General features: G+C 34.1%; 20 protein-coding genes. 5 read left to right on the plus strand and 15 right to left on the minus strand.

Annotated features, from left to right (window positions below; all coding sequences use genetic code 11):
* The coding region (locus tag HYY69_07190) for a hypothetical protein (protein MBI3033233.1) at positions 1–426 on the minus strand (426 nt) is incomplete at its 3' end.
* A 285-nt stretch (positions 427–711) separates the two neighbouring features.
* On the opposite strand from HYY69_07190, the gene HYY69_07195 reads away from it, so the two are divergent.
* Positions 712–1,374, plus strand: a complete 663-nt coding sequence (locus HYY69_07195) for an SdpI family protein (protein ID MBI3033234.1) — start codon at positions 712–714, stop codon at positions 1,372–1,374.
* Here HYY69_07195 and HYY69_07200 read toward each other — a convergent pair.
* From HYY69_07200 to HYY69_07225, 6 genes are all read right to left on the minus strand, one after another.
* Positions 1,351–2,064: a DedA family protein gene (locus tag HYY69_07200; GenBank protein MBI3033235.1), complete on the minus strand. Its 714-nt coding sequence runs from the start codon at positions 2,062–2,064 to the stop codon at positions 1,351–1,353. The two genes, HYY69_07195 and HYY69_07200, sit on opposite strands and share 24 nt — an antisense overlap.
* Complete coding sequence (locus HYY69_07205; protein MBI3033236.1) at positions 2,061–3,782, minus strand: hypothetical protein; 1,722 nt, start codon at positions 3,780–3,782, stop codon at positions 2,061–2,063. The genes HYY69_07200 and HYY69_07205 overlap by 4 nt, the downstream gene beginning before the upstream one ends.
* A 229-nt stretch (positions 3,783–4,011) precedes the next feature.
* The gene (locus HYY69_07210; protein MBI3033237.1) at positions 4,012–4,536 is read right to left on the minus strand and encodes a hypothetical protein; all 525 of its coding nucleotides are present in this window, start codon (positions 4,534–4,536) and stop codon (positions 4,012–4,014) included.
* An 85-nt stretch (positions 4,537–4,621) separates the two neighbouring features.
* On the minus strand, positions 4,622–5,317 hold the full coding sequence (locus tag HYY69_07215) for a M48 family metallopeptidase (protein MBI3033238.1): 696 nt from the start codon (positions 5,315–5,317) through the stop codon (positions 4,622–4,624).
* Between the two features lie 199 nt (positions 5,318–5,516).
* A complete protein-coding gene (locus tag HYY69_07220; protein MBI3033239.1) occupies positions 5,517–5,870 on the minus strand; it encodes a hypothetical protein in 354 nt (117 codons plus the stop codon).
* Positions 5,867–6,127, minus strand: coding sequence for a hypothetical protein (locus tag HYY69_07225; protein ID MBI3033240.1), 261 nt, complete (start codon positions 6,125–6,127; stop codon positions 5,867–5,869). The genes HYY69_07220 and HYY69_07225 overlap by 4 nt, the downstream gene beginning before the upstream one ends.
* 185 nt (positions 6,128–6,312) lie before the next feature.
* Between HYY69_07225 and HYY69_07230 the strand changes: the two genes are divergently transcribed.
* A complete protein-coding gene (locus tag HYY69_07230; GenBank protein MBI3033241.1) occupies positions 6,313–6,576 on the plus strand; it encodes a hypothetical protein in 264 nt (87 codons plus the stop codon).
* A gap of 31 nt (positions 6,577–6,607) precedes the next feature.
* Here the strand turns inward: HYY69_07230 and prf1 are convergent, their stop codons facing one another.
* The 8 genes from prf1 to HYY69_07270 form a co-directional block, all read right to left on the minus strand.
* Positions 6,608–7,711 carry a peptide chain release factor 1 gene (gene prf1, locus HYY69_07235; GenBank protein ID MBI3033242.1) on the minus strand — a complete coding sequence of 368 codons (1,104 nt, stop codon included), beginning with the start codon at positions 7,709–7,711 and terminating at the stop codon, positions 6,608–6,610.
* Positions 7,712–7,734: 23 nt separating this feature from the next.
* Complete coding sequence (locus tag HYY69_07240) at positions 7,735–8,037, minus strand: DUF4234 domain-containing protein (GenBank protein MBI3033243.1); 303 nt, start codon at positions 8,035–8,037, stop codon at positions 7,735–7,737.
* A gap of 228 nt (positions 8,038–8,265) precedes the next feature.
* Positions 8,266–8,481: a hypothetical protein gene (locus HYY69_07245; protein MBI3033244.1), complete on the minus strand. Its 216-nt coding sequence runs from the start codon at positions 8,479–8,481 to the stop codon at positions 8,266–8,268.
* A 54-nt stretch (positions 8,482–8,535) separates the two neighbouring features.
* Entirely contained in the window at positions 8,536–10,359 is a 1,824-nt protein-coding gene (gene gatE / locus HYY69_07250) for a Glu-tRNA(Gln) amidotransferase subunit GatE (protein ID MBI3033245.1), read from the minus strand.
* Between the two features lie 63 nt (positions 10,360–10,422).
* Entirely contained in the window at positions 10,423–12,396 is a 1,974-nt protein-coding gene (locus HYY69_07255; GenBank protein ID MBI3033246.1) for a hypothetical protein, read from the minus strand.
* 365 nt (positions 12,397–12,761) lie between these two features.
* A complete protein-coding gene (locus HYY69_07260; GenBank protein MBI3033247.1) occupies positions 12,762–13,073 on the minus strand; it encodes a DUF4325 domain-containing protein in 312 nt (103 codons plus the stop codon).
* Entirely contained in the window at positions 13,057–13,857 is an 801-nt protein-coding gene (locus HYY69_07265) for a sensor histidine kinase (GenBank protein MBI3033248.1), read from the minus strand. Before HYY69_07265 ends, HYY69_07260 begins: the two co-directional genes overlap by 17 nt.
* Positions 13,858–14,099: 242 nt before the next feature.
* Positions 14,100–14,873 carry an SIMPL domain-containing protein gene (locus tag HYY69_07270; protein ID MBI3033249.1) on the minus strand — a complete coding sequence of 258 codons (774 nt, stop codon included), beginning with the start codon at positions 14,871–14,873 and terminating at the stop codon, positions 14,100–14,102.
* A gap of 120 nt (positions 14,874–14,993) precedes the next feature.
* Here HYY69_07270 and HYY69_07275 point away from each other — a divergent pair, with 120 nt between their 5' ends.
* The 3 genes from HYY69_07275 (at position 14,994) to HYY69_07285 (ending at position 17,260) form a co-directional block, all read left to right on the plus strand.
* Entirely contained in the window at positions 14,994–16,061 is a 1,068-nt protein-coding gene (locus HYY69_07275) for a mechanosensitive ion channel family protein (GenBank protein MBI3033250.1), read from the plus strand.
* A 169-nt stretch (positions 16,062–16,230) separates the two neighbouring features.
* Positions 16,231–17,100 carry a phage antirepressor protein gene (locus HYY69_07280; protein ID MBI3033251.1) on the plus strand — a complete coding sequence of 290 codons (870 nt, stop codon included), beginning with the start codon at positions 16,231–16,233 and terminating at the stop codon, positions 17,098–17,100.
* Positions 17,087–17,260: a hypothetical protein gene (locus HYY69_07285; GenBank protein MBI3033252.1), complete on the plus strand. Its 174-nt coding sequence runs from the start codon at positions 17,087–17,089 to the stop codon at positions 17,258–17,260. The genes HYY69_07280 and HYY69_07285 overlap by 14 nt, the downstream gene beginning before the upstream one ends.
* Positions 17,261–17,385: the final 125 nt, after the last annotated feature.

Raw genomic sequence — 17,385 nt, forward strand, 5'->3', positions numbered from 1 at the left:
TATCCATAAGCTCACGGTATATTTTGATACATCTATTGGTTGTGTTGTTGTAATTCCAGTATTTGCTGTAAAATAATATGCACCTTTACTATCATAGCCATCTGTTGGCTTGAACAAAGCTCCGTTGACAACAGCATCATTATTATTTGTCGAGTAATCTTTTGCCTTCGTTGCAGATTCAGCATGCGCTTCAAAAGGCAGATTAAGCGAAGCAATTGAAATTCCATTCAATCTCCAATCAATGATATTTGTATACGGTTCTTCAGCTAAACCTGTTAAATATAAATCTGCATCATCGCTATTAATTGGAGTATCAGTTGAAGTAAGAATTGGATCAAAACCTGAAACAATTGCTGACAACAATAATAGGAATAACAATGAATAGGATTGTTTGTGTATTTGAGATAATAATTTATGATCTTTCATCTTATTTACCCCAAGATAGGTATTGCATGATTGTATATAAATGTTCCTGTTAATTACTAAGTAGGTGTGAATAAAGAGATACCATCAGTACGTAATAAGTCTTCTATAGTTTTAGCGCCGGTTCAGCTTAAACGTATTATTTCGCTTGGATTTTTCTCTCTGGAACTCCGAAAAATCCCCACAATTAGTATGAGAAGAGCTTCACAAAAGTAGGCGCTAAAACCCATGACTTATTACGTACTTCTTAAAGTAAAATATTTATATTCCATTACTTATTTATATTTCATGAAGCTTCAAAACTGGTGTATTCTGATCATTTTTCTGATACTGTTTGGCATAAGTTTTTACTTTTATCAAAAAATGCCAGCTCAAGTACCTATTGATTGGGATGAAAATGGAACTATTCAAGATTACGGTTCAAAAACATTTTGGATTTTCTTTATTCCTGAATTAAGTGTATTTTTGTTTTTACTCCTTTATTATTTGCCTAGATATGATCCAATTCATAAAAATTTTGAGGGATTCAGAAATGCTTATGACTGGCTCATCGTAAGTTTCCTTGTTTTCTTCAGCTATGTTCATACTTTGTTATTATTGGCTATGATCAATGTTAAACTTGATTTTTCACTGTTCTTCATGTTTGGAATAGGGATATTATTTTTTGCCATAGGTAGTGTTATGAAATATTTTAAAAGAAATTATTTTGCCGGGATTAGAACACCATGGACCTTGGAAAGCGATGTTGTTTGGGAAAAAACACATATGCTCGGAGGAACTTTGTTTAAGATAAGCGGCATTATTACTTTAGTAAGCAGTTTCTTTTCTCCTTATGGGATATGGGTTGTTTTAGCTACTGCAATCGGTTCAACAATAGTTCTAATATGGTATTCTTATTATATTTATAAGAGAACTTTTCAAAACTCTCTAAAACACACCAACAAAAAATAATGCAACCATTAGATACCGCAAAGTTCTTGGGACAATCGCATATAGGATGAATTCTTTTAAGGTTAAATTAAATACACCGCCTAACATAGGAACATAAGGAACAGGTGTTGTAGCTCCCAATACCATTAACCATTTTCCATGCTGTTCAAATTGGCTGCTCCATTTCAAATATTTAACTGTTCCATACATCCTGATTAATCCATGTTTTCCGTAGAGAATACCAAGATAATAACCAGTAAAGCTCGCAATAGTACTGCCTATCAGCACTGCAGCAAGCACTGAATACCATGGCAAACCACCCAGAATACCAAAAATTAAAGCAATATCCGGCGCAAGAGGAATTATCAAAGTATCAAGAATAAAAGACACTACCATGATCCCTCCATACCCATAGTTTTGAATAAATTCTTGAATTTCAGCTTCAAATGTTCTATATCTGAAAAGCACATAGGAAAACAATATTATGATGCTGATTACAAGTATTGTTGTCAATAATTTGAAGTTTCTCCTAAAACGCTCATTTCTTGTAGCTTGAATTATCTTTTCTCCATATTCAATAACAATTTCTTCTCCCTTAATTACTATCATTTTTGTTCCTTGAACGGTTCTCACTACTGCATTCTTTGTATTTTGATGCGCTTTTGAAACAATCCGTCTGCTATGATGGTGAATATTTTGAGCGATATTCATAATAATCTGCCTGCTGCTTTTTTAATTTCCCATAAAAAGAATCCTGTTCCTAAAATATAAAAGAGTATCGTAATCATAAAAAAGACTAAAAAAAAGATCCCGGTAAAAAACGAATGGATTTGAAATTGCGAAATAACAGCATTGATGAAAAAGCTGCTATAACTCATGAAAAAATAATAAACATATAGTATGAAATAAATCATTGCAGCTATAATTAAAAAATGTTGGATATGATTATGAAAAAAATTATTCATATTGCAAATGAGAACAATAATTATTAACCCTAAAGCGAGGAGAAGACTAATGTGCAACTGAGTTATGTTGCTGCTGACAGATCTTGTTAGAATATCAACACCTATAAATCCTGGTGTTTTAATAGAAGCTATCTTAAACACAGGATTTACTAAAAAGACAACTAATCCTCCTAAAAAAAGGTACTGAAAAGCTGGAGGTATTTTAAGGGATTCTTTTCGATATATTGCGTACCATATCAACGCAGGAAATACAAAGAGAAACACGATAGCTATAATGTTCAGAAGATACCCTCCTATTATAAACATCGTTTCTGGAAAGGAAGCAGATGCAAGGTCACTGATCAGCAAACCATGGGCTTGCGTTGTAAATAACTCCTTGAAATTAAAAATGATCGTATGCCCTGCCCCAAGATAATCAAAGTACATCCGGTCATGGACATGAATTAAATAAGGAATAAGGAAGTTACCAACATCAGTTAAAAGATGCAGCACCAGCATTCCTGTTACTCCAAATATTAAGCCCTGCCTTGAATGAAACATCGTTATAAAATGTTCATAAAAAGATTCTCCTAAACTCCCCATTTTAAAAATAAAAGAATGAGGATGGAATTTGTCATGATGCTTTAATAATAATAACAGATAGGTGAATATAGCAATAATCAAAAGAGGAGCGTCAATAGCAAGCCCAAGCCATTCCATAATTAAATTAAATATTATGATAAAAAATCCAACAAGCACTATGAAAATCACCAAAGCCCTTACCATATATTTCCATTTTTTATTCAAAGAACCTTCTTCATGTATAACATGCAACAAACTCGGTGATTTTATAGTATACCTATAACCAAAATATAATGATAATCCTATCAGAATAATACCGCCCATGATAAAACTGATTTTGTCAATAAGCGCAGCATGTTTGACAACGGTATTAATAAAAGGAATAAGAAAAGAATCAACGTCAGTAACAAGAAACCGCGATGCTTTTCCATCAGTAATATGAACCACTACTTCAGGATTTGATAAGGTGATCCCATTGAATATGTTTTGCATCACTTCTTTGCTGAAATCTGCTGTTGTCAGATGCTGCAAGTCTGCAACCCTGATAGTAATATAACTCATCCCAGCAGTTAATTTTGTTTCTGCAAATGAAATAAGTTCTGAAGCTTTATGGAGAAGCTCTGTCTGGCTAAGCTGAGCTGCATTAATTAAATTCTTCATTATCATAAGAAAATAAGCAATAACAAGAGCGCCATCACCTATTTTATGCTTTTCTCCGAAGAATAGCTTAGTCAATGAAACGCGATATAAGAGGTATCCTAATGCAACCCAGGATACCAGCTTGTCAATATAATCCCATTCAGGAGTAATAATCTCGAGAAAATCGAGGATGTTAATAAAAATAAGAACTGCAAGAATAATTTCTTCGATATAACATCCAAGTTTATAGACTATACCCATCATATTCTTTATGATGGGTATAGTTTATAAACTTTTCATAACATTTAAATATACTTGAAATAACTCTCGACTTCATACTCAACTGATAAGGCTTACTAAGCTAAATCATTTGTTAATAATGAGTACGGAGGTTAAAACTATGGAATGGCATATATTAGGAGATGACGAGGATGATAATTCTAATGACTGGGATGATGAATAGATAATTCATCACCTATTTTTTTCTTATTATTTATTTCATAGTAATTGCTACTGCAATATCCTGATTAATCCCAAGAATGTTCTCTTTTGCTTGATATATTTTAAATTCTGGATCAAGAAAGTAATGCACGGTATCATTAACCATACGCTTAAGAATAGGGATGCCTTTTACAATTAAGTTAGATATATACAGAGAAACTAAATCAACTGACAATCCAACTTTTCTTGCAACTTCAAAATTAGCAATACCATTTTTTTCATAGGTGTAAAGAGCCATAAACACTTCTTGCTCATTTCTTGTTAATTTATCAACGTGATATTTTTTTTGCTGCTTACCTGATACTTGACCAATAAACAATACTAACTCATCTACACGCTCAGTAAGCTTTTCTATCTTAGCGTCTAAACGACAGAGATATTCATAATTTGTTTGAAGTTCATTAGTATTTTCATTAATGCTTTCTCTATGGTCGTTTAATTCGAGTTTGATCTTAGTAAATGCTTTTCTTATTTGTTCCTTTAAGTCCTCTAACATTGCTGTACCTACTAATCCCAAACCGTACACCCCCAAATAGTTTTTATAATCGAAGGGATATAAATACGTTTCTATTTTTGCGTAATTCATTACTGGCAGATGAAAATTAAAATGCTAATGACATTGTCAACCTGTGTAGAGAAGAGTATATTCTTCTTTTTATAAGAAAATTCCGCAGCTTATTTTCCATTTCATCATACTTATTAAATTTAGATTCATCCTGTTTGAATAAAGCAGTGTGATGATATGATCTCCCTGAAGTGCAATTAAATTTATGCTTTTTATGAAGCAATTCATGATACATCACATAATCCAATAGTTCTTCAGGAGCATTTCTTAACACTGAACTGATAATAATTTTATCAGAACCATATTCATAACTCCCCAGTTTCCTTGTTGATTGCTGACCCCAAACTAGATTAGGCGCATCAACTAAACCATTACAGTAAATATTATTCACCCGGTCAAATGATTGCTTTAGAATAGCGTCTTGCTTTGATTTAGGGATTGCTAGATGGATATTTTTAAGAAAGGTATTATATAATTCTAAATTCAACGTAGAGGGCGCTTGCGCATTTTCTCTGCCAAATACCTTTAACATAAGGCTTTGCAATAAACCAATTTTAATCTCATCACTGATTTTTCTCCAATGTTTGCTTAAATAAAATTCCATTTTAGAACGATTGTACTTAACATTAGCATTATATGATCTAAATCTTCCGGAGTAGGTTAAATCAAATTCATACACCGATGCTTTTTCCGGATAGAGTTCTTTCAATGCTTCTTGAATAAGTTCTGACATCAAGTTTATGTGAAAGAATTTTATTTATATGTTTATTGATTTCAGTTTTTTCTTACTTTGAGAAAATTATAATGCAGAACATAAATAATTAATGAAAGTGTTATGTTCTGCAAACATAATAGCGAACAGAACAATATTAAAAATATAGGTTCGCTATTATAGATTACTACATGATAGAGTAAAACATAAGGGTGTAGCGCTAGATTCCTCTATAACCAAACTTTTTATCATATTCTTTATGGTCAATAATATCGAGAACAAAAGCAATAATTTCTATTTCACTTTCTCCCTCAGTTAAAGTGTACAACATTCTCCAAAAAGCAGGGAGTTCTACTCGAAAGAGATTTACTACAGAATATCTTTGTTTATATTCCTCAGGAATTTTGTCTTTTCCTATGGGATCGCCGTAGTGGGGATTAGTCTTAATAAGTTCTACTTTTTGATTAACTGCTTTGAGAATCATCCGTTCCGTTTTTGAAGTTGGTGCTTCTTCATTGAGGTATTTGTACACCTCTTCAGCTTCTGGAGATAATTTTACACGCACTATCTTCATAATTCAAGTCCCTCTGCGATTGCTTTTTGGAGATTTGGATTAGGGTTGTGTATCCAGGTTATGCCTCGCATGGTAACTAGGATTTTATTGCTGAGTTCAAGGTATTCAAGAATGACTTTAAGAGTATTATGGTTTACTTGGCGTGGAAGGTGGTGTTTAAGCTCTGCAACGGTTATGACGCTTTCGTTCATGTTTTTTAGTGTATCTTCTACCATAAGGACGGTATTCAATGTGGGGGAATGTTTGAGTTCTTGCATTTTAATCACCTATAGTTATTAACTTGTAACTATTATATACTAACTTATATATAAATATTTTGCTACTTTTTTGCTGTTTTCCACAGAATGTCAAAATATAAACTGTATTTACCGAATAAAAAAGAACTTGAACTCTTTGCCAAGTTTAGGTAAATCAATATAAACAGAGATCATATCCTTCGGTTATGGATGACTTATTAGCTGATGAGGCAGTACAGAAAGCATGGAGTAGAGAAGGAATTGAATTTTATAGAATAGGAATGAGAGTTACTACGAGAGAAATGGTAGATGATATTAGATCTCCAAATAGTAAGGGAATTTCATATCAAGCAGATGAAAATGCAAGAAGAAATCCAATAGTAAGCCAATTGGGTCAGTTGCACGAAAATCTTGGAAATGGGTTAATGCGTGTTTATCAGGGAATGAAGAGAGATATTTCCTTAAAATAATCATTTCTATCTTAGTTTTACCATAGACTAATTATTGTCCACTAACATCATATCTTAATATTGCTCCCACTTTACCTAAATCCCTTAATTGCACGCCTTCTCTTGTTTCTGTTGATATTAATTTAACTATGGTGTTAAATTGCTTTGCTGCTTCTTCAAATGCTTCTATTTTTGCATCATCTAATTGCTCTGATAATAACAAAGTGTCAACCACACCATTTTTAACATGCGCCATGCAATCTTTTTCTCCATAAGCAACTTTACCCTGCTCAGTGCTGAACATACTGAAAAATTTCTGCATGATCTTTTTTTCTTCTGCTATTTCTTCAGAAGCAAGAACATCTTCGCATTTATCAACTAATTCCTGCAATCCAAACTCTTCAGTATATCCTAAATCTTTAATAGCGAGAATCTTCTTTTTAACTTCATTAGTAATAAAATCTCCTTCAACAAACTCATATTTTGTTGGGCCAGGACCGCCTACTAAAATCCCTTTAATTTCACTTCGCCCTAAAAATTGATCTTTCATATAATCCCCAACTTTATTATAATGATCTTTTGCTGAAAGCTCTCGGTTGCGTGCGAAACGGACTGAACTCTGACCACCGGCCTTAAACTTTCCTGGAACCTCGGAATGCGTTTTAACTAAGGGAATTATTGTTTTTCCTTTAAGCAATGCTATAATTGCATCCCTTCTATCAAGAACCACTAATCCATACACTGCTTTTGATTCACACATCTCTTTTAATGGCTCAAGAATAAATTCTTTATCACATCTATACAACCGCAAGTTTAAAGGCACTGGCGGTTCAATACTCCAAACTTGAATATCTGACTGACCTTCACGCTCAGCCACGTTGCCTGCAAATGCAGCTAAACCATTTGCCGGAGTTCTTCCTACAATCCGTAAATGCTGAATCATCTTTTCTAAAGCAGCAGTGACATTGTCTCTTGTCTGCTTAGATTTAATGTTCTTGGCAGTACCCTGCTCTTGAGCAAGATGATTCATAATTTTAGTCATTTCATAACCGACAGGAACATAGACAGTCACTAATTCAGTATGCCTGCCTCTATATTGTTCCAGAGTTTTGATAATTTTATTCAGTTTAAATCGTTCAGCTGCTGAGATTGACATGATCTATAAGAACTGGAGATGATTTATAAAGTTAATTTATTCAAATCCATTTGTATTAAAACAATGGGTATGATCGGAATAAACCACATGAAAAAAAACCATAGTACTGGACTGTTGTCTTTTCGTACATAATTTGAAAACCCTTCTGCATATCTAAAAAGCCAATAAAGGCAAACAATAGGAATAATAAGCAACCATGCTGTTGGAATTTGAGCGCCCTGGGATTTTATCTCTTCTTTTGTTTTTACAAACCAATAGATACCATAAATTCCTAACGTGATTATCATAAAGATAATCACTAATGCTGGATTTCTTCGCTTAACCATGACTAACACCTCTGTTATGTTAACTATTTGAGTGGGCAGCATATTTATTGTTCTGTCTTGTCGAAAAAAATAATATTATTGGCAGGCAAACCGCTTTTACTGCGGTAAAAGCTCGGCATGATACATGCCGTTTGCGCCAATATTATTTTTTTCTCTCCGTCAAATTATGCTATTCACTACGAATAATTCCTACCTACCTGATTAGATTATTAGATCACATTAGAGTGACTAATTTAATGCATATATCCTTACAAACCCATAGAGAACTAACAAGACAATGATAGCTATAATTGTTTTTGTCACTCCCATAGGTATAAGGAAAATAAGGATAAAAAGTACTAAGAAGAAACTATTAAGCCCAAAAAGATTCCGCTTACTGTGCTTGTATCTTTCTGCATCTTCTTCAAGGCTTTCTTTATATGCTTCTGCACCAATTCCTGACATAATTAGTTAGGAACTTTTTGGCTTTTTATATTTAACTGTTTCAATCATTAAAGATTATATAAATTTATGAAGAATTTCACTAACTAATTTACCATCTACGTTGCCTTGGTATCTTTTCATCACTAAACCCATTATAGCTCCAACTGGCTTGCCTTTGTTGCTAGCAATAATCTCTTTTATTGCTCTTTCTAACTCAGCTCTTGATATTCCTTTGAATTTCCCATAATTGACTTCTTTACCTTGAGCATACTGCAAAAAAATCTCTTCAACACTGCTTTTAACTATAGAGCCCTGATTAAGATGCCCTAGTAATAATTTGATCTGGGGCTGAGTAATTTTATCAATGTCAACATTGTACTTTCTCTTCACTTCCAATAGCTTAGGCAATAACACTTCAGCAATAAATGCAGGCTTGAGATTTTTGTAATGAGCTACACATGTTTCAAAAAATGCAACATCGCCTTTTTTAACTAACAATTCAGCTAAATCATTGCTTAAACCAAGCGTTTCTAATCTTGTTTGCTTTGCTTCAAGAGTTTCCGGCAAAGACAATAATTTCAAATATTGTTCAGTTATTGGAATTGAAGGAATATCTGTTTCTGGATACATTCTTGCACTTCCTGGCATTGGCCGCATATATTTTGAAGTTGCTTCCTGCGTTGCTGCGCGAACTTCTGAAATAACACCACTGCGCAATAAATTGATCTGTTCAATAATTATTTCAAAGACTATTTTAGCATGGTCATGTTTAACTGCGCTTAAGACAAAAGCATCATCTTTGTTACAAGAAAGTTTTTCCCTGATCACAGCAACTTCTTTGTCTGTAATACCGAATTTAGGCAGTTCATCTGAATGCACTATTCCTGCTCCAGTTAATAGTTTAGTTTTGTCTGAAATTTCAGTTCCAACACGATGATTTGGCATTAATTCACTGCCAAATATCCCAGCAAAACATGGGATTTTCAAGCCATAAATTCCTTTCCCCTCTTTGATTGCTTTCTGTAAAAAAGCGCATTGCGTGTTGGTGAATATTTGCGTTAAGTTTTGAGCAGCTTGTTGTTTGAGCAGAGGAATACGCTGCAACTTTTCAGTTAACGCAAGCATATTCTGCTGGCGTTGAACCTCGTACTCTACAATTTTAGGAATCAAATGCAAATCCTGTGCGCCTTTGATTTCTACTCGTGGACAGCCTTTAATCGAGATATTAAGGTCCTGTCGAATAGTTCCTAAACCACGCTTCACTGCATTAGTTGCCCGAAGCAGCATACCAATCTTTTCTGCTACTTCTTTTACTTGTTCAGGACTATGCATGTCTGGAGCTGTTGCAATTTCAATTAAAGGAATGCCCAATCTTGAGAGATTGTACACTGCATAATCAGTGTGTTTTTCAATAATTTTAGCAGAATCTTCTTCTAAACAAATCGTTGGTATTGATACTTTACCAAAACTTGTTTCAATGAAGCCATCAGTGGCTACCAATGCTGTTCTTTGAAAACCTGAAACATTGCTCCCGTCAATAACTGTTTTCCGCATAAATTGAATTTCATCAACTACTTTTGCATCCAATAATTTTGCTGCAATTAAACAAGTTTTCAATGCTGTTTTGTTGACTGGATGAGGCGGCTCTTCATCAATCTCAACAAGACAGGTATTTTTATGGTAAAGATGATAACGATAATATTTTTGTTTTTTTTGCTCATGGGAAGCTGCTATATCAATCTCACCAGTTTCTCCTTCAACTGCACGTAATACACGTTCGACTATTGCATCTGGTTGAGCATCAATGATTTCAGTTGGACAAGCGCAGAATAATTTATTGCCTTCTAACTGCTGATGAATTTCAATGCCTGAGATTAAACCGAGCTGATGGTAGTTCATATAATGCTATGATTAATGGTTGTTTATAAAGATTAAGAATAAAAAAGAGGAAAAAAGAAAATATTATTGCGTGCTGCCCATCATACCTGTTTTAGATGAACCGCCACTTTCCTGCATTGCTGAACCTGAGGAGGAACTTTCATCCATCATAGCACCGCTTGATTCACCACCTTTTGCTGCTTCACTTGATTGATCAGCTTGTGATCCAGCTTCTTCTGCGCCTTCAGCTCCTGCTGTTCCACTTGATTCCATATCAGGAGATGGATCTGTCCACATTCCTTGAATTGGGAATATTAATGCCTGACTTGGTTTAGCACATGGATGTCCTGCATTTGGATCAGTGTCAATTGGTTTGCCTTTAAGCGATTCTATGAACTGTGTACAAGTTGGTGACAAACCAGCACAAGCAGCACCTAGTACTTTCCCTTGTTGTGGATTACCACTAGTTGGATCTTGATCTGGATTACCACCACCAGCACCTGTTATTATAACAGCAGCTCCAGTCATCTTATCTCCACCAGCACCTTTCTCTTTTTGGCATGCTGCTAATTTATCTAAGAGCATATCATTTTCAGATTTCCCTAAAACCCCTGCACTAAAACAACCCATAACATTGTTTGCAAGACTTCCGCATGGATTAAATGAGTCTTCATCTGGATTAGAACCTTTACCAGTTTCTTTAGGTGGTGTATTTTTAACCTCTCCCTTATCTTTATTTTTAGGACCAGCATCTCCACCTTTGCCTTTTGCGTCTGCAGTTGCAGCTTTATTGACATTATCATTAAGTTTTGCACTATCACTAACAGTTCCCGCGAATGTACCACCAACATTACCTGAAAATGCATCTCCTTTATACGACCCTGTTGTAGTACTTCCTCCTACTGTTTTACCCCCTACTTCTGTTGTTGTTGTTGTTGTTTCTGTTACTTTACCGGTAACTACTCCTCCACCTTCACTACTATAACCATCTGGCGTAAATTTAACAGTTTTTTCAACGGTAGTTTTTGCACTTCCTTTTGTAGTAGTTGTTGTAGATTTTACACTCCAACCAAACGATTTTTCAAGAGCTGCTTTATATGCTGACGTAGCACCTTGTGCTGCATAACCACCGAGTTCACCTAAATTAATTCCAAAACATCCTTTTGCTTTAACCTCTTTCTTGTCTGGCGCCATACCACCTTGACCAGCAACTGCACCACTACCTGCTTCACCTGAAGTTGCAACTGAACCAGGTGTTCCTGCTCCTCCACTTGGGCCGCCTGCACCTGGAGGCAAATTTGATCCTGGCTTATTTTTCATTGCGTCTGTTGCGCAACTTACTGTTGACCAAAGATTACCACCAGACTTGGCACCTTTTGAACCTTTGTCTCCACCCTTGCTTTTAGAGCCTTCAAGTCCAGTACCTTTACTACCTTTTTTACCTCCCGTTGGACTTTGAGGTAATCCCACAGCCTTTTCTTTTTGAACTTGACCTCTGCCACCAATACCCTCTTTATTTTTTAACATAGCCATAACCCCTTCAGGATCCATTGGCATGATTAATTCCTGCGCTGTTAATTCCCTCCCGAGAACAATTTGTTTTAAACTTGGTTCGGCACCTGTCAACCATGCAGACTGTTTAAAATCAGAAGCTGTAAATTTTTTCTTTCCTGCATTATCATTTACTTTATTTTCAATAAAGCCTTTGACTTTTTTGTTTGTTTCTTGATCAGGTGATGTATGTAATGTTTTACACCACATTAACCAATCATATTCTCCATCACCAAAATCTATTAACGCTGTATTACTTGCACAAAGACGCTTCCAAAATTCATCTTCACTTAATCCTAAATCCATCATTTGCTTTTTTAAGAATTCAAACGGTGTTGTACCTTCTTTTTGTTTCGGTGAACCAAGCTGTTGCAAACCTTTTTGAGATTTTACTGCATATCCTGTTGCTTTCCCAGCAGTATTTGACATCTGAAACATTGCAACCATTGCAACAACACCAACAACAAGAACTAATAATAAACCATAGCTTAATGCTTTTTTATCCATGAAATCACCTATTTTAAAATAATAATATATTATAGTATAGTTTCTTGACAAGGCGGTATATATATTTTGTGGAATATAGTGCGTAATAAGTCTTCTTAAGTTTTAGCGCCGGTTCAGCTTTTGAAGTTCATATCGATTGGATTTTTCTCTCTGGCACTCCGAAAAATCCCCATTGTAAAGATAGAAGAGCTTCACAAAATAGGCGCTAAAACCCCAGACTTATATTACGTACGGAATATATTAAAGAAAAACATAACATTACTCCAACTCATACACCACATTCACATTAACCATAACGGTAACATCCTGCGGATTAATGGTTGTTGGTTCTGCTGATGCTTCTGCACATATCTTCTCTAAACAAATTACAAACTAACTGCTTTTATTCTTTTTATGTCAAGTATCTGTATTTTATCTTGTGGTTCATTCACTATATCAAACATTTTTCTTACATTTTCAGGAACATTAATCTCACTGATATTCTGTTTCATTATTTTTTTCCTTGTTATATACTCATGCGCAAAAGAACGTGATATTGATTTTACACCTTTGAAATCTACAGAAATATATTTAGTAGATAACCTTGCAATTTCTTGAAAGAACTTTTTTGCAGATTCTCTCAGTGCTAAATCTACTGAAATCTTATCTTTGATAATAACTTTAGTTGAGGTGTTCATATAAATCCACTTTTGGAGCTGGTAATGGTATTCTAATGCTTATTAATGTACCTTCTAGTGTATATATCTGTTTAAGTATATATAATTTTTCTAAATTCTTCCCAATATATAAGGCTCCTGCCCTTGAAACAATTAGAACTTCTCCATTCATGCCCTTAGTGAATATGTCTAAATTAGTACTAAGTCCATATCCTCTGTCTTTACTTTTTGTTGAAAGACCATTAACAGCTCTTACTATGGCTTCATGATCATTAAAAATTAAACCAGCCTTTTGAAAACTACCTGGAATAGTTATGCCATCATCAAAAAAACAAATCTCTACAAAACCTTTCTTATCATAACGTTGCGCCATAACTAAAGCATTATGAAATTCTGAATGTTGATAAATATTATCTACTAACTCACTCACTAAATACTTAAATACGTTTTCACCACCATATTCTTTGCCATTTTTGTGCAATTTAAAGATAAATTCTAAGATATCTATTACTTTTTCACGTTTATTAGGTAATTGAACACATGGTACATAAGATTTATTTTCAAGTTCTTCAATCTTAATAACTCCTCTTACTAAACCCACGTAATTTGCTACATTATGGTTATAAGGCGGTAAATATTTCATCGTTTGATTTTTCTTTATGAAATCTCCTAATAGCAATAACGTTGTTGGGAAAAGCCAACTGCATGAGCTTAAATCAATTACTTTAGTAGAAGTAGCACGTTCCCTATAATTGCAAAACGTAAGATAATTGTTCACTAAATCAGGTACTTGAAGTTCAGGCATACTAAGTTACTGAATTTTCTTATTTAAGAATATTTCTGAATTGAAGGCTCTATAGAAAATCTCGGCATAGCCTCGGTTTTGGTGCCGTGATTATCTCACTTGTTTACAATAAGGAAAAAATTCCTACTGGAACTTCCTTTTTTCCCACGTACTAATTTGAAGGATAATCACCAGCATGGCACCAAAAACTACATTTTCTACAGAGCCTGAATTGAATTAAAAAAATAAAAGATCAGTTGGATTTACTCCAACTCATACACCACATTCACATTAACCATAACGGTAACATCCTGCGGATTAATGGTTGTTGGTTCTGCAGTTGCTGCCATCTCTGCAACAGCATATTTTCGATAGTCATTATAATATACTGGTGTATATCCTGTTGATTGCCCTAAAGAAAGCACTTTTCCCAGATTCATGCCTGCAGCTTCTGCTAGTGTTTGTGCCCGAGCTTTAGCATCTTTGGTTGCTTCTGCTAATAACTGCAATTCAACTTCTTTCTGCTTTTTATCTGATAATTTGAATTGGATATTATCAACATTATTAGCTCCTGCTTTTATGGCAGTATCAAGCACTTTCCCTACAAGCTCAATATCATTGGTAGTAACGACAAGGCGATGGCTTACTTGATAGCCATTATCAATGTATTTTTTGGTTTCATAATCCCACTGGCGATCTTGATAGATATTATAATTATCTGTCTGCAAGTTTTTGTCTTTTAAGCCCAATGATTTTAAGTTATTAATTACCACATTCATCTTTTCTTTGTTTTGCGTTTGCGCTTCAACAACATCTTTATGTTTGGTTTGCACACTAATATAAACAACTGCCTCATCAGGCGCTTCTTTAGATTCTGCTTTTCCAGCCATATTAATAGTAGAAGTATCTGAAGTTACACCATTACTATTAACGACTGACGGAGTTTTAGTGTACGCCAATATACCTAATACCAAAATACCTATCGTTAAAAGCACTACAATCCATTTAATACCAGATTCTTTATTTGTTTCAGTCATAATGATCAATCCTCCTAGGCTTATAGAAAGATGTTCATTTATATAAATACTGTTTAGACTCTAGATGGAATTAAAGTTATCGCCACAATATTTAAAAACATACACTTTTTTTCCCAGACTATGGTTGATTTTAGCACTATACTTACTCAAACATACTTTGATAATACGGTTTTACAGTATCTCATAGCATTAGGTATAATTGCGGCGGGATATATAGCTGGAAAGATTGCTTATTATATTATTAAAAACATTTTAATTAAGTTTGCTGAGAAAACTGAGACCAAGTTTGATGATATTCTTATTAACTCAATTCATGGACCATTAGTTTTCTTATTATTTGTTATATCCTTGAATATTGCTTATCGCACCTTAATCTTAAGCCAGGGAATATTGACTTTTTTTGAGCGTATAACTTCAGTGTTGGTTATAATTAACATTGTATGGTTTTTAATTAAATTCCTTGATGAGATCATTGTCCAGTATTTACAACCCTTGGCTGCTAAAACTGCTTCTGATTTAGATGACCATCTTGTTCCGATCTTAAGAAGAATTGTTAAAATCATCTTAGTCATTATTGCCGGCATTATGATTCTTGATGATTTTGGGTATAATGTTAACTCCATTCTTGCAGGATTAGGAATAGGCGGATTAGCATTTGCTTTTGCAGCAAAAGATGTTCTTGCTAATATGTTCGGAGGAATAACGATCATTGCCGACAAGCCATTTAAAATTGGGCAGCGAATTAAAATTGACACTTATGATGGCATTGTTGAAGAAGTTGGCCTGCGTTCAACTAAAATAAGAACCCTTGATAAGACTGAAGTGATTATCCCTAATCTCAAGTTTACTGACCAAATTATAGAAAATATTACCCGCGAACCTGCTCGAAAAATAAAATGCATCCTTGGATTAGTTTACAGCACTCCTACTAAAAAACTAGAGCAGGCAATTGAAATAGTTAAAGATATTATAGAAAAACATAAACTTACTACCAAAAATTATCACGTGTTTTTTGATGAATTTGCAGCGTATTCACTCAATATAAAAGTTATGTATTATATTAACAGCAAAGACGGCGATGTTATTTTTAGAACACAGAACGAGATTAATTTTGAGATAAAACGAAGATTTGAGCAATACAGAATTGAATTTGCCTTCCCTACCCAGACTATTGAGATGAAGAAGTAGAACAATTATTAGATTAAATAATTCTATTTTTCCGTAATCTTTCCGATTGTCCAGTGTGAATTTTCGAATAAGGCTAAAAATAGTGAATTCTCCACTTTAAAGCACTCGACACTTTTGCCACTGGACATGGTGGCGTAGGATATATAAAGGCAAAGAGTTTAGTGAAGTTATGGATAAAAATAATGCTTTAGTAGTTTTTCAAGATAAGAAAATACGAAGGATTTGGTATAATGAAGAATGGTATTTTTCAGTAATAGATGTTATAGCTGCATTAGAAGCTAGTACTGTACCTAAAAGATATTGGTCTGACTTAAAAACAAAGCTTTCTACTGAAGGTTTTGAACCGTACGATAATATCGTACAGTTGAAATTACTTGCAGAAGACGGTAAATTAAGAGAGACAGACTGTGCAAATACTAAGAATATGTTCAGAGTCATTCAATCAATTCCATCTCTTAAAGCAGAACCATTCAAACAATGGTTGGCACAAGTAGGTTATGAACGAGTTCAAGAAATAGAGGATCCAGAGCTTACTCAAAAAAGAATGAAAGAACTGTATAGGTTAAAAGGATATTCTGATGATTGGATTGAGAAAAGAGTTAGAGGAATTGCTATAAGGCAGGAATTAACTGATGAATGGAAAAAACGCGGTGTTGAAGAAAGTAGGGAATTTGCCATCTTAACCAATGAAATCAGTAAAGCAACATTTGGCAAAACAGTTGAGGAGTATAAACAATTCAAAGGATTAAATAAAGGAAATTTACGCGATCACATGAATGATTTAGAATTAATATTTACTATGCTTGGAGAAAGGGTAACTACTGAGATTACTAAAACAGAAGATACACCTGGATTTAATAAATGTAAAAATGCCAGCCAAAGAGGCGGAAAAGTAGCAGGCAATGCACGAAAAGAAACTGAAAAAGAGTTAAGACGTTCAATTGTATCTGATGAAAATTATATCTCTGAGTCTGAAAACAAGAAGAAGCTGTTGGTAAAAAATGAAAAGAGTAAGAAGCAAGACAATGCCTCATTGTGATTATAGAGGAACTTGTAATAATAAAGCATATGGAGAAGTTTATCCTAGTTTAATGAAAGGAAAACATAAGGATAGCGGATGGAGCTATCTTTGCAGAAAACATTATTATCAAGAACAAAAAAGAGTTCATTGGAAACTTCCTGCAGGTGGTCTTGATTAATAGAAAACTACTTATTATTTCTTAAGAACTGGTTCATCTTCATTGAAATTTTCTTTAAAGAAAATTCTACTTCTTATTTTAGGTTCTTCAGTACAGACATTATCTTTATTTTGTGTTTTAATATT

The organism is Candidatus Woesearchaeota archaeon (assembly GCA_016192995.1).
Taxonomy (GTDB): Archaea; Nanobdellota; Nanobdellia; order Woesearchaeales; family DSVV01; genus JACPTB01.